14 protein-coding genes are annotated in these 12,228 nt (G+C 41.0%); 5 read left to right on the top strand and 9 right to left on the bottom strand.

The genetic code is table 11. The features are described from left to right. Positions 1 to 74: 74 nt before the first annotated feature. Both QR42_RS06970 and QR42_RS06965 read right to left on the bottom strand, forming a co-directional pair. On the bottom strand, positions 75 to 881 hold the full coding sequence (locus tag QR42_RS06970; protein WP_039178252.1) for an inositol monophosphatase family protein: 807 nt from the start codon (positions 879 to 881) through the stop codon (positions 75 to 77). 133 nt (positions 882 to 1,014) lie between these two features. Continuing rightward, positions 1,015 to 1,203, bottom strand: coding sequence for a hypothetical protein (locus QR42_RS06965; protein WP_039178243.1), 189 nt, complete (start codon positions 1,201 to 1,203; stop codon positions 1,015 to 1,017). A gap of 287 nt (positions 1,204 to 1,490) precedes the next feature. Between QR42_RS06965 and QR42_RS06960 the strand changes: the two genes are divergently transcribed. Next, on the top strand, positions 1,491 to 2,126 hold the full coding sequence (locus tag QR42_RS06960) for a DUF1054 domain-containing protein (RefSeq protein WP_024426894.1): 636 nt from the start codon (positions 1,491 to 1,493) through the stop codon (positions 2,124 to 2,126). A 27-nt stretch (positions 2,127 to 2,153) separates the two neighbouring features. Here QR42_RS06960 and QR42_RS06955 read toward each other — a convergent pair whose 3' ends face one another. After that, positions 2,154 to 2,423, bottom strand: a complete 270-nt coding sequence (locus tag QR42_RS06955) for a UPF0223 family protein (RefSeq protein WP_039178240.1) — start codon at positions 2,421 to 2,423, stop codon at positions 2,154 to 2,156. A 190-nt stretch (positions 2,424 to 2,613) separates the two neighbouring features. On the opposite strand from QR42_RS06955, the gene QR42_RS06950 reads away from it, so the two are divergent. Further along, complete coding sequence (locus QR42_RS06950; RefSeq protein WP_106025214.1) at positions 2,614 to 4,086, top strand: aminotransferase class I/II-fold pyridoxal phosphate-dependent enzyme; 1,473 nt, start codon at positions 2,614 to 2,616, stop codon at positions 4,084 to 4,086. Positions 4,087 to 4,130: 44 nt separating this feature from the next. Here QR42_RS06950 and QR42_RS18925 read toward each other — a convergent pair whose 3' ends face one another. Beyond that, complete coding sequence (locus QR42_RS18925; RefSeq protein WP_003212464.1) at positions 4,131 to 4,250, bottom strand: GapA-binding peptide SR1P; 120 nt, start codon at positions 4,248 to 4,250, stop codon at positions 4,131 to 4,133. Positions 4,251 to 4,566: 316 nt separating this feature from the next. On the opposite strand from QR42_RS18925, the gene QR42_RS06940 reads away from it, so the two are divergent. Further along, a complete protein-coding gene (locus QR42_RS06940; RefSeq protein ID WP_224929246.1) occupies positions 4,567 to 4,947 on the top strand; it encodes a hypothetical protein in 381 nt (126 codons plus the stop codon). A gap of 124 nt (positions 4,948 to 5,071) precedes the next feature. Here the strand turns inward: QR42_RS06940 and lpdA are convergent, their stop codons facing one another. The 5 genes from lpdA to QR42_RS06915 all read right to left on the bottom strand — a co-directional run bounded on the left by lpdA (position 5,072) and on the right by QR42_RS06915 (position 11,111). After that, positions 5,072 to 6,484 (bottom strand): dihydrolipoyl dehydrogenase, encoded by a 1,413-nt coding sequence (gene lpdA, locus QR42_RS06935; RefSeq protein ID WP_039178233.1) that lies wholly within the window; start codon positions 6,482 to 6,484, stop codon positions 5,072 to 5,074. 4 nt (positions 6,485 to 6,488) lie between these two features. Continuing rightward, positions 6,489 to 7,829, bottom strand: a complete 1,341-nt coding sequence (locus QR42_RS06930) for a dihydrolipoamide acetyltransferase family protein (protein ID WP_039178229.1) — start codon at positions 7,827 to 7,829, stop codon at positions 6,489 to 6,491. 107 nt (positions 7,830 to 7,936) lie between these two features. After that, complete coding sequence (pdhB, locus tag QR42_RS06925) at positions 7,937 to 8,914, bottom strand: pyruvate dehydrogenase complex E1 component subunit beta (protein ID WP_039178226.1); 978 nt, start codon at positions 8,912 to 8,914, stop codon at positions 7,937 to 7,939. 3 nt (positions 8,915 to 8,917) lie between these two features. Further along, positions 8,918 to 10,033, bottom strand: a complete 1,116-nt coding sequence (pdhA, locus tag QR42_RS06920) for a pyruvate dehydrogenase (acetyl-transferring) E1 component subunit alpha (RefSeq protein WP_039178223.1) — start codon at positions 10,031 to 10,033, stop codon at positions 8,918 to 8,920. 409 nt (positions 10,034 to 10,442) lie between these two features. Beyond that, positions 10,443 to 11,111, bottom strand: coding sequence for a YkyA family protein (locus tag QR42_RS06915; RefSeq protein WP_039178220.1), 669 nt, complete (start codon positions 11,109 to 11,111; stop codon positions 10,443 to 10,445). A 233-nt stretch (positions 11,112 to 11,344) separates the two neighbouring features. On the opposite strand from QR42_RS06915, the gene QR42_RS06910 reads away from it, so the two are divergent. Continuing rightward, positions 11,345 to 11,524 carry a YjcZ family sporulation protein gene (locus QR42_RS06910; protein ID WP_026050085.1) on the top strand — a complete coding sequence of 60 codons (180 nt, stop codon included), beginning with the start codon at positions 11,345 to 11,347 and terminating at the stop codon, positions 11,522 to 11,524. A gap of 111 nt (positions 11,525 to 11,635) precedes the next feature. After that, positions 11,636 to 12,193, top strand: a complete 558-nt coding sequence (gene def, locus QR42_RS06905) for a peptide deformylase (RefSeq protein ID WP_039178217.1) — start codon at positions 11,636 to 11,638, stop codon at positions 12,191 to 12,193. Positions 12,194 to 12,228 lie beyond the last annotated feature (35 nt).

The following is a 12,228-nucleotide window of genomic DNA, read 5'->3' as shown; positions in this document are numbered from 1 at the left end:
CGTATAGACATTCGCCTTACCAAAAAGTTTCAGGAAAAACAAAAAATCACTTCATTCTCATGAAGTGATTCCGATTATTTTTTATTTCCGCTTCCTTTTATGTAATCATGCAAGATTTTTTCACAAATGGATCGATTTCCGGCGACTATGCTGTTTTTATCTAGGAACGTAAGACGCTCTCCGTGAATATTTGAGTAAACAGCCCCTACTTCATCAAGCAGTACGCAGCCCGCTGCATAATCCCATGGCGCAAGCCTTAACGTGACATATGCGTCACTTCTGCCGCTTGCAATATAAGCAAGCTCAAGGGCAGCGGATCCAATCGTTCGTGTCCCTCTCACATCACGCACAAGACGGGCAAATGGTTTGGCGTCAAAATAAGGGCTTTCGATCGCCCATGTCGGATTAATCCCCACAATGGCTTTTTCAATTTCCACATCTTTTAATCGAGGGAGCAGGGTATCGTTCATATAAGCTCCTTCTCCTTTGATGGCATGGTAGAGCTCGTCATGAATAACGTCATAAATAAGACCGATTTTCCCAACACCATTTTCAAATATCCCGATTGAAATGGCAAAGTTGCGTTTTTGATGGACAAAGTTCATTGTGCCATCGATCGGATCAATAATCCACACAATCCCATCGAGTGAGGTCACCTCTTCCCCTTGTCCCTCTTCTCCTAAAATGTGATGGTCTGAAAATGTCGACTGTATTTTTTCAATAAAAAAACGCTCTGTTTCTTTATCGATATTCGTGACAAGATCATTTGGATTTGATTTTGTTTCAATTGATAGACCTTCCTGCATGGACGCTTTAATACGGCTCCCTGCTTCTTTTACCCAGAGCTTTGCAAGACGGTCAATTTCCACCCAGTTTGTCATCAGATTGTAAACCTCTTTTCTATGTAGGACCTATTTGTAATAGCATACTGATATTATGTACGTAAAAGCAAGAAAAAAGCAGCTTCATACAAAAACGAACCGATGAATTGGTTCGTTTTTACCTCACGCTGTTTTACCCTTGAAGCTGCTCCCATTCTTTTCTTAGGCGCTCAAGCTTTCGTTTGCTGCGTTCGATTTGGATGTCATCTTTATGCTCGATGGCTTCATGAAGCGTAGAAAGCTCATAATCAACCTCTAATCTCCACACAGCGATGCGATTCTTCTTCTCCTGCCTATACCCCTGCTTCACGATTTGCTTCATTGGTCAACGCCCCTTCCAGAGAATGATTCATTCCTTGTCAGTTTTCATTGATAAAAAATTCAATCGATAAGAGAAATGGTTCTTGCTTATATCGTATGAAGCGATCGCATAACCGCAACGACATTCTGAAAATTGTGTCTTTACCTATTTATTATGTACCACAAAATTGATGATTTTAAACGCTGCGACACGACCTTCATAAACTTTGATCTAACGGTGCATCTTTTTTTGAGCTTGACCCAAGCTATGATAAAATATGATCAGCGAAAAGATACAGGAGGCATAACATGAGTGAAATGCGTTTTAGAGATGAAGATTTTGAAACATTCACAGTTGATGGTTTAGATGAACGAATGACTGTATTAAAAGAAAGAGTCCGTCCAAAGCTTGAGGCACTTGGCGAACATTTTGCACCACTTCTTTCTTCTATTACAGGAGACGAAATGTTTGTACACGTCGCAAAGCATGCTAGAAGATCTGTCAACCCGCCAAATGATACGTGGGTTGCTTTTGCAAACAGTAAGCGCGGATATAAAAAACTCCCTCATTTTCAAATCGGGCTTTGGAAAACACATGTCTTTGTCTGGTTTGCACTCATTTATGAATCTCCAGTAAAAGGTGAGTACGGCCAGCTATTTGAAAAAGAACTAGACACCATTCAGCAGAAAATACCGCAAGATTTTGTTTGGTCTAAAGATCATATGAAACCAGATGTCATGCGTCACAGCGAACTAGATTCAGAACAGCTGAAAACGCTGTTTGAACGTGTTCAAACAGTCAAGAAAGCCGAGCTTCTTTGCGGCATTCAGCTACCGAGAGAAGAAGTCGTGCAAATGAATAATGAAGAATTCCTCTCGAAAATTGAAAATGCCTTCCGCACGCTGACGTATCTATACCGTTTTACACAGAAAGAATCTGTATGAAAAAACGAGCCCTTTTAGGCTCGTTTTTTACATGCGTATAATAGCAGTCTCTTCTGCCTCTCTTGCGGTTTTTACTGCATGATAAGGGGAATACCCGCTTCCCTTTTCAAACGCCGCACAATGCGTTTTTTCCTCTGCTTTTGATGGCACAACCTCTTTAAATCGTTTATATGCGTCTAATAACTCCTGCTTCGCAATTCCTTTTTCGTAGGCTTTTTCAACAGCCTGAAAAAATGAAATGACCGCAATCTTTTCCTCTGTCGTCCAGTCGACATCCATTGGATATTGATATTCCATTTACTTGTCCCTCACTTTAATACTCATTTCTGATTTGAACTTTTATTATAGCATCTGTTTGTTAAGAAACCGATTGATTTTATGCTTTACATTCCGATCAGTTCATAATATAATTCTTTTGTTTTATGCAATGAAATCTGCTGTAATTGGCACAATAATAGCAGGTATTTCGATGAAGGTGGGAAAGCAATTGTCACAACATGATACACCCTTATACACTGGACTAAAAAAACACGCAGCAACCAATCCAGTCCAATTTCACATTCCAGGCCATAAAAAAGGAGCCGGAATGGATCCTGAATTTAGAGCATTCATTGGCGACAATGCATTAAGCATTGACCTCATTAATATAGAACCTCTCGATGATTTACATTCACCACGAGGGATGATAAAAGAAGCACAGGAGCTTGCTGCTGAAGCCTTCGGTGCTGATCATACGTTTTTCTCTATTCAAGGAACAAGCGGCGCCATCATGACAATGGTGATGACGGTATGCGGACCTGGAGATAAAATTATCGTTCCTCGTAACGTTCATAAATCAATTATGTCCGCGATTGTATTTTCTGGCGCCATTCCTGTTTTTATTCACCCAGAAATAGACAAAGAGCTTGGCATCTCTCACGGTATTACACCTGAATCAGCCAAAAAGGCGCTCACTAAGCATCCAGATGCGAAAGGTTTACTTGTCATTAATCCAACGTATTTTGGTATTTCAGCAGACTTAAAATCAATCGTAGACATTGCCCATTCATTTGATGTGCCTGTCCTTGTCGATGAAGCACACGGTGTGCATATCCATTTTCATGATGAGCTTCCCCTCTCTGCGATGCAGGCAGGTGCCGACATGGCAGCAACAAGTGTCCATAAACTTGGCGGCTCTCTTACGCAGAGCTCTATTTTAAATATGAAGGAAGGGCTTGTTTCAAAAGACCGCGTGCAATCGATTTTGAGTATGCTGACGACAACATCCACTTCTTATTTGCTCTTAGCATCACTGGATGTCGCTCGAAAACGATTAGCCACTGAAGGAAAGGCACTTGCTGACGAAGCCATTCGTTTGGCTGAATCAGCGAGAGACCGCTTGAATCAAATTGACGGTATTAGCTGCATCGGCAAGGAAATACTCGGTTCAGCTTCTACTTACGATTATGACCCAACGAAATTAATTATCTCCATTAAAGACCTTGGGTTAAACGGACATGATGTCGAAAAATGGCTGAGAGAAAGCTATCGAATTGAAGTAGAGCTCTCTGACCTTTACAATATCTTATGTATCGTAACCCCTGGTGATTCAGATGAGACAATTGATACGCTCGTGACGGCGATGCAGGAAATTGCCGCAGCGTCTACTCGTGACGGCGGCAAACAAGCGGTAACAGAGGTACTGCTGCCTGATATCCCATCGCTTGCTATGACGCCGCGTGACGCCTTTTATGCCACAACTGAAGTCGTTCCTTTTAAGGAAGCAGTCGGCCGCATCACCGCAGAGTTTGTGATGGTATATCCGCCAGGTATTCCAATTTTTATACCAGGTGAAATTATCACAGAAGAAAATATATCGTATATCTTTAAAAATATTGAAATTGGCCTCCCTGTCCAAGGACCTGAAGATTCAACGCTTGAAATGATCCGTGTGATTAAGGAACAAAAACCAATTTTATAAAAAAGAAACATGCAGCCCCAAATGGAGCTGCATGCTTTTTTTATTTATTCAGAGGCTTCATCACAGCAATGACAGTGACCGCACGTTCCGTATAGCGTTGTCACTTTTTCATTTTCAAATTGATCAATGGTTTCATTGCAATCTTGACAAATAATTGTACCCACGTACATTCCCCTTTTCTTCATTCATAGTTTGAAAGCGTTTGATCTATTTCTTATCTCTATAATATGATGTCACATTTAAGTTGTCAACGGTTAATTGTATGACACATTTAATCATTTTTTATAAATATGTGCTTTTTTCTCATCATATTGAGGGAACGTTTCAATTGTATTTTGCTTCATATCAATTCTGTAACAATTGAGTAACAATCGAAAATTGTCAAAAGGGACATGATACACTAGAGTGACTAACAGGGAACAAGCTCCTAAAAATGTTGGGACAACCCCAAATGATTTTGAGGTGAATAGATTGAATTTTATGAGGACACTTCTCATTATATTCCCCATGCTCTTTGTACTTAGTTCATGCTCATTTGCGTATATCATACCGACTCAGACCGACCAAGTCAGTCATATTCAAAAACCGAGAATTCTCTTCTTTACTGATGCAGAAAACCTTGATAAAGAAAGCCCTTATTATGATGCAGTCCTCGATTTAAAGAATGAATACCCTAAGGAAATGTCAAAAATGATTGTGAAAGAAGATCGTAAAGGCTGGAAAAATGAAGTTGATGAACTGCCGGCTATTTTACTTGTCAATGATGAAAAAGTCATCGTGAAGGTTGAAGGAAATGTTCGCAGTAAACAGGAGATCTTATCGCCCTTATGCCATGCTTTAGACCGCGTCAATACAAACTAATGATATTTTCCTTGCACTTATATATAACCATATGAAAAAACCCCTCACCTCATGAGGGGTTTTTCATATGGTGTTCAGGGCGCAAAAAAACCCTCTCCATCAAGGAGAGGGTTTCATAGGTTCATTATTTTACGATGTGGATTGGGCTTCCAATTGCTACTTCAGCCGTTTCCATTGTAATTTCACCTAATGTTGGGTGAGCATGAATTGTCATAGCGATGTCTTCAGCAGTCACTCCAGCTTCGATTGCAAGGCTAAGCTCTGAAATCATATCAGAAGCGCCAACACCTGCGATTTGAGCACCGATAACTAGACCATCCTCTTTACGAGTGATCATTTTCATGAAGCCATCAGTTGCATCAAGAGAAAGTGCACGTCCGTTCGCTGCGAATGGGAATTTCGCTGCAACGATTTCGATTCCTTCTGCTTTTGCTTCTGCTTCAGTGTATCCAACAGTTGCAAGTTCTGGCTCAGAGAATACAACAGCAGGAATACCAAGGTAATCAATTTCAGCTGGCTCTCCAGCGATTGCTTCAGCTGCAATTTTACCTTCGTAAGAAGCTTTGTGTGCAAGTGGTGGTCCATCAACGATGTCACCAATTGCATAGATGTTAGATACGCTTGTACGGCATTGTTTGTCTGTTTTGACAACTCCGCGGTCAGTCAATTCAACACCAACTTGCTCAAGACCAAGCTCATCAGTGTTTGGACGACGCCCAACAGTCACAAGTACGTAATCAGCATCAACTGTTTTTTCTTCACCTTTTACTTCGAATGTAACAGTGACACCATCAGATTTTTCTTCAACGCCTTTTGCAAGAGCGTTTGTATGGATTTCAACGTTTCCTTTTTTCTTCAGGTTACGTTTAACCAATGAGCTCATTTGCTTTTCGAAACCTGGAAGGATTTCGTCTCCACCTTCAAGGATCACAACTTCTGTTCCAAAGTTTGCATAAGCAGTACCAAGCTCAGTACCGATGTATCCACCACCGATGACAACTAACTTTTTAGGTACTTCTTTAAGCGCTAAAGCACCAGTTGAGTTGATCACGCGGTCTGTGTATTTAAAAGTAGGCAATTCGATTGGACGAGATCCAGTAGCAAGAATTGCATTTTTGAAAGTGTAAGTCTGTGCTGAATTTTCATCCATTACACGTACAGAGTTGCTGTCTACGAAATAAGCTTCACCTTTAACGATGTCTACTTTATTTCCTTTAAGAAGACCTTGAACTCCACCTGTTAATTTGTTTACAACAGAAGCTTTCCACTCTTGAACTTTTGTGAAATCAACTGTTACGTTTTCAGCTTTGATACCCATGTCTTCAGAATGCTTAGCATTTTCGAAACGATGGCCAGCATTGATTAATGCTTTTGAAGGAATACAACCAACGTTTAGACATACACCGCCAAGTGTTCCTTTTTCAACGATTGTTACTTTTTGTCCAAGCTGTGCAGCACGAATAGCAGCTACATATCCACCAGGACCTGCACCGATGACAAGAGTATCTGTTTCGATTGGGAAATCTCCTACTACCATGACATTACGCCTCCATTAAAATTAATTGTGGATCATTCAATAAACGCTTGATGTGGTTAAGGGCATTTTGCGCAGTAGCTCCGTCAATCATACGGTGGTCAAAGCTTAGGGAAAGAGCTAAGACTGGAGCTGCAACGATTTCGCCATCACGAACAACCGCTTTTTCAGCGATACGGCCAATACCAAGGATCGCTACTTCTGGGTGGTTGATGACTGGAGTAAACCATTGTCCACCAGCAGAACCGATGTTTGTGATTGTGCAAGATGCACCTTTCATTTCAGCTGGAGCCAATTTACCATCACGTGCTTTTGTTGCAAGCTCATTGATTTCGTTAGAAACTTCGAAAATCGCTTTGCGATCTGCATTTTTCACAACTGGAACGAGCAAGCCTTTTTCAGTGTCAGCTGCAATTCCGATGTTGTAGTAATGCTTTTGAACAACTTCATCCGTTTTATCATCGATAGAAGTGTTAAGTACTGGGTACTTTTTCAAAGCAGAAGTTAGAGCTTTTACAACGTAAGGCAAGTAAGTTAACTTGATTCCTTGATCAGCTGCAACTTGTTTGAATTGTTTACGATGTGCAACAAGGTTTGTTACATCAACTTCATCCATTAATGTTACGTGAGGAGCTGTATGCTTAGAGTTCACCATTGCTTTCGCGATTGCTTTGCGGATTCCGCTCATTTTCTCGCGAGTTTCTGGGAATTCTCCTTCAAGAACTGGAGCTGCTGCCGCTTTAGGAGCTGCTTCTTCTTTCGCACTTTCAGCTGCTTGAGGTGCTGCTGCTGGAGCTGCAGAACCACCATTAACGAAGCTGTCGATATCTTCTTTTAACACACGTCCGTTTTTACCAGAACCTGCAACTTTGTAAATTTCAACGCCTTTTTCACGAGCATATTTACGTACAGATGGCATAGCGATCACGCGTTTGTTTGGATCAGCATCTACTTGCTCTTGTGCGCCTGCACCAGTTGCTGCTGCCGCTTCTTCTTGTGCTACTTCTTTCTTCTCTGGCTCGTTACCAGCTTCAGCAGTACCTTGTACTTGAGCTTCAGTTTTTGCTTCGCCTTCTTCTTCGCTGCCTTTAAATTGAAGATTTTCGTAACCAGGTGCATCAAACGTAATGATTGTTTGTCCTACAGTTGCAACTGTTCCCTCTTCAACTTTTAATTCTAATACTTTTCCTTTAACAGGTGAAGGAATTTCTACAACTGCTTTATCATTTTGTACCTCTGCTAAAACGTCATCTTCATTGATTTCGTCGTTTGGTTTAACAAACCACTTAACGATCTCACCTTCGTGGATACCTTCTCCGATGTCCGGAAGTTTAAATTCAAATGCCACTGTTTTTCGCCTCCTAGATTTTGTTGAACCCTTGTTGTGTATGTTTACACGGTCATGTAATTGATAAAGGGGAAGAGAAATAAATTCTTTTCCCCTCTGTCATTTAATTAAAATTCAAGAACTTTTTTCGCTGTTTCAAGTACATCTTTATGGTTTGGAAGCCATACGCTCTCAGCTTGAGAGAAAGCAAATACAGTATCAGGTGCAGCTACACGAAGTACTGGTGCTTCCAGGCTAAGGATCGCTCTGTCATTGATTTCAGCTACTACGTTTGCAGCAATACCAGCTTGTTTTTGTGCTTCTTGAACAACGATCGCACGGCCTGTTTTTTCAACAGAAGCGATGATTGTTTCAATATCAAGCGGGCTTACTGTGCGAAGATCGATAACTTCAGCAGAAACGCCTTCTTTTTCTAGCTCTTCAGCAGCTTTTAGTGATTCGTGAACCATTGCACCGTAAGTGATGATTGAAAGGTCAGTACCTTCACGTTTCACGTCAGCTTTACCGATTTCAATTGTGTACTCTTCTTCAGGAACTTCCTGACGGAAAGAACGATAAAGTTTCATATGCTCAAGGAACACTACAGGATCGTTGTCACGAATTGCAGAAATTAAAAGTCCTTTTGCATCATAAGGTGTTGAAGGAATGACAACCTTGATACCAGGCTGTTGTGCGATAAGACCTTCTAAGCTGTCAGCGTGAAGCTCAGGTGTGTGAACTCCCCCACCGAATGGAGAACGGATTGTCACTGGAGAATGCCAGCGTCCGCCAGAACGGTAACGCATACGAGCCATTTGTCCAGAAACAGAATCTAATACTTCGTAAACGAATCCGAAGAATTGAATTTCCATTACTGGGCGGAATTCTTGTAGTCCAAGGCCAATTGCAAGACCGCCAATACCAGATTCAGCAAGTGGAGTATCGAATACACGATCCTCACCAAACTCTTTTTGCAATCCTTCAGTCGCACGGAATACGCCGCCGTTTTTACCAACGTCTTCTCCGAAAACGAGAACGTTTTCGTCATTTTTCAGTTCTGTGCGTAACGCATCAGTGATCGCTTGAATCATTGTCATTTGCGCCATGGCTTACTTCGACTCCTTCTGTTTGTAAATTTCAAGCTGTTCAACTAAGTTGAATGGTTTCACATCGTACATGTTTTCAATCAAGTCAGTGACTTTTTGCTTAGGCTGTTCGTCAGCTTCTTTGATCGCTTGTTTGATTTGTTCTTTTGCATCTTCGATCACTTTATTCTCTTCTTCTTCAGACCATAGGCCTTTGTTTTCCAAGAATTTGCGGTAGCGTACCAATGGATCTTTTTGCTCCCACTCGTTTTCATCTTCTTTTGTACGATATCTTGTTGGATCGTCACCAGCCATTGTATGTGGGCCGTAACGGAATGTAAGAGTTTCGATTAATGTTGGTCCTTCACCATTTACAGCGCGCTCACGAGCTTCAGCAGTTGCTGCATAAACAGCTAATGCATCCATACCGTCAACTTGTACGCCTACGATACCAGCTGCAGCTGCTTTTTGTGCAATTGTTTGTGCAGCAGACTGCTTTTCAACAGGTGTAGAGATCGCATATCTGTTGTTTTGGACAACAAAAATCGCTGGCGCTTTGTAAGCCCCTGCAAAGTTAATACCTTCGTAGAAATCACCTTGTGAAGCTCCACCGTCACCAGTGTAAGTGATTGCAACAGCTTTTTTACCGCGCTTTTTCAAACCAAGAGCTACACCAGCAGCTTGAATGATTTGTGCACCGATAATGATTTGCGGTGAAAGTGCATTCACATCATCAGGCATTTGGTTACCAACAAAGTGTCCGCGAGAGAACAAGAATGCTTTTGTTAGCGGAAGACCATGCCAGATTAATTGTGGTACATCACGATATCCTGGAAGAATGAAATCTTCTTTCTCAAGTGCAAAGTGAGTTGCAAGCTGAGAAGCCTCTTGTCCAGCTGTTGGCGCATAGAAGCCAAGACGTCCTTGACGGTTCAATGAAATTGAACGTTGATCTAATACACGTGTAAACACCATACGGCGCATTAATTCTTTTAATTGGTCATCTGAAAGATCCGGCATTGCCGCTTCGTTTACGACTTCGCCTTTTTCGTTTAAAATTTGAAACGTTTCAAACTGCTTTTTGATGGCATCAAATTGCTTTTTGCTATCAACAATTGCTTTTTTTGTTTTTGCAGCCATTCTAAAGTCACCTCTTCCTTTCTTTTAACAGTCCATTTGTCGTGAATCCATTTATACATACAGATATAGGATAACCCAAAATACTCATATGACTCCTGTATATAATAGCCACTAAGATCGTTGTCGAAACATAGGTTGACCACTCTTTTTTGAGTCCTTCTAACTGTATTAACGATAGTTCACAAAAAACTAATACAACTTCTGTTAACAAGGAATAGTTTACAACAAGAAAAATAGTCCGTCAATTGATTTAACGGCTTTATTTAAATAAATGTATTCGCTTTACTTTTTATGGTGAACTGTATCAATCTGTTTAACAAACAACCTAATCTGTACTAGTATAGAGTGTACTACTGTACTACAATAGAAAATGTTTGTTTTTGTCGAAAAATAAAAAAAGAGCTGTTTTTCAGCTCTTTTTTGACTCTTGTTCTGCTGCTTTATACAAAGCCTTTTTATGATCATTCAATTGATCTGTATATCGATTGAACTTCTTACTTTCTTTTCTGACTTTGCTATATGAACGATTGACGGTCTTCAGCTTAGACTTCAGCTCTTCATATCCTAGATCCTTTTTCTTTAAAGATTGATACAAATGCTGATCTTGTTTCAGCGCCTTTTGATACTCCTTGTAAAGCTGATCATATGATGCATATCGTTTCTCGATCGATTTGACTGTTTGATCTGCTTTCTCTTTTAACTCGGCATCTTGCAATCGTGCAGCAGATTCCTTTACCGTTTTCAATTCTTTTTTCGATTCATCCATGCTGTCTTTTTCTGTTTTTAAATGTTCTTCTCGTTTCGCTGCCGATGCTAACGCCTGATTAGAAAGGCTTGACACTGTTTTTGTATGGTCCTTTGTTGTTTGAATCATTTTTGTGTACAGCTTCTGTTCTTTTTTCTCATAGCTTTGCAGTGTACCTTGCTCTTTTTCGAAGGATGCTTCTTTTTCACTCATTTTCATCATCGCATCCTGCATGTCATTGAATGGATTTTGACCTCCGCATCCTGTCAGCAAAAGGGTACATATCCCCGCTAAAGCAGCACCTGCTTTCATGCTTCTTTTCATCTGTCTCATCACAAGGTCCCCCTTTACATCTCCACATACCACTATAATTTTTATAGGCGTTTGTGACAAGGAAAGAGGTCAGTCAGATGAGGCGGAGAAGATTTTTTTCAAGCAATAGGCTCATGACTATACAAATAGTGCATTCATACATAGTTTATATTACACGCTTCGCCTTCACTTATGAAAGGCCGAGTGTATTTCCAAAGGAGGTCAAAAGTATGTCTAATTATAGTCATGGAAGTATGTATGGTGGATACGGCGGTTACGGGTATGGATACGGCGGCGGCTGTTGTTACCCAAGTTATGGCGGTGGATACGGATGCGGATACGGCGGCGGACGTACATTCGCTTTAATCGTTGTGCTTTTCATCCTATTAATCATCGTTGGCGCAGCATTCTTAGGCGGCGGTGGCTGCTGCTAAGGCTGTTTAAGCCTCTGACCGGTCTCAAAGGACCGGTCTTCTTTATTTCATTGCATATGTTGTGTATCATTTTATATACTTTACATACAAAGGAAATAGGAGTGAAGTTTTGTGATTACCATGGATGATATCGTAAGGGACGGACATCCCGTCTTAAGACAAACAGCTGAAGCGGTCGAGCTCCCGCCGACAGAAGAGGAAAAACAGCAATTAACTGACATGATCGAATTCGTCAAAAACAGTCAAGATGCTGATATTGCTGAAAAATACGGACTAAGACCCGGCGTTGGATTAGCTGCTCCGCAGATCAATATTAGTAAACGGATGATCGCAGTTCATTGTGAGGATGAAGACGGAGAAGAATACAGCTATGCTCTGTTCAACCCGCGTATTGTCAGTCATTCAGTCAAAAGAGCTTATTTAGCTACTGGTGAAGGCTGCTTATCAGTTGATGAAGCCATCCCTGGATTTGTTCCTCGATATCAAAAAATCAGGGTCAAGGCCACAACGCTTGAAGGAGAGGACATTGATATCCGTCTAAAAGGATTCCCTGCTATTGTCTTTCAGCATGAAATTGACCATTTAAATGGCATTATGTTTTATGATCATATTCAAAAGGATCAGCCTTTCGCTGAGCCAGAAAACTCTGTTGCGATCGGCAGATCATAACATAAAAAAGAAGACCCCACATCTAAGGGTCTTCT

This window comes from Bacillus sp. WP8, assembly GCF_000800825.1.
In the GTDB taxonomy this organism is placed as follows: domain Bacteria; phylum Bacillota; class Bacilli; order Bacillales; family Bacillaceae; genus Bacillus; species Bacillus safensis.
The sequence above is the reverse complement of the archived record's forward strand: the minus strand, read 5'-3'. Positions and strand labels throughout refer to the sequence as shown.

What these genes read in the sequence shown, in the direction of transcription:
- QR42_RS06970 (WP_039178252.1), bottom strand. Translation starts at nt 881, where the DNA reads ATGACAAACTGGGTGGAAATTGACCGTCTTGCAAAGCTCTGGGTAAAA.
- QR42_RS06965 (WP_039178243.1), bottom strand. Translation starts at nt 1,203, where the DNA reads ATGAAGCAAATCGTGAAGCAGGGGTATAGGCAGGAGAAGAAGAATCGC.
- lpdA (WP_039178233.1), bottom strand. Translation starts at nt 6,484, where the DNA reads ATGGTAGTAGGAGATTTCCCAATCGAAACAGATACTCTTGTCATCGGT.
- QR42_RS06915 (WP_039178220.1), bottom strand. Translation starts at nt 11,111, where the DNA reads ATGAGACAGATGAAAAGAAGCATGAAAGCAGGTGCTGCTTTAGCGGGG.
- pdhB (WP_039178226.1), bottom strand. Translation starts at nt 8,914, where the DNA reads ATGGCGCAAATGACAATGATTCAAGCGATCACTGATGCGTTACGCACA.
- pdhA (WP_039178223.1), bottom strand. Translation starts at nt 10,033, where the DNA reads ATGGCTGCAAAAACAAAAAAAGCAATTGTTGATAGCAAAAAGCAATTT.
- QR42_RS06960 (WP_024426894.1), top strand. Translation starts at nt 1,491, where the DNA reads ATGAGTGAAATGCGTTTTAGAGATGAAGATTTTGAAACATTCACAGTT.
- QR42_RS06910 (WP_026050085.1), top strand. Translation starts at nt 11,345, where the DNA reads ATGTATGGTGGATACGGCGGTTACGGGTATGGATACGGCGGCGGCTGT.
- QR42_RS06940 (WP_224929246.1), top strand. Translation starts at nt 4,567, where the DNA reads ATGAGGACACTTCTCATTATATTCCCCATGCTCTTTGTACTTAGTTCA.
- QR42_RS06955 (WP_039178240.1), bottom strand. Translation starts at nt 2,423, where the DNA reads ATGGAATATCAATATCCAATGGATGTCGACTGGACGACAGAGGAAAAG.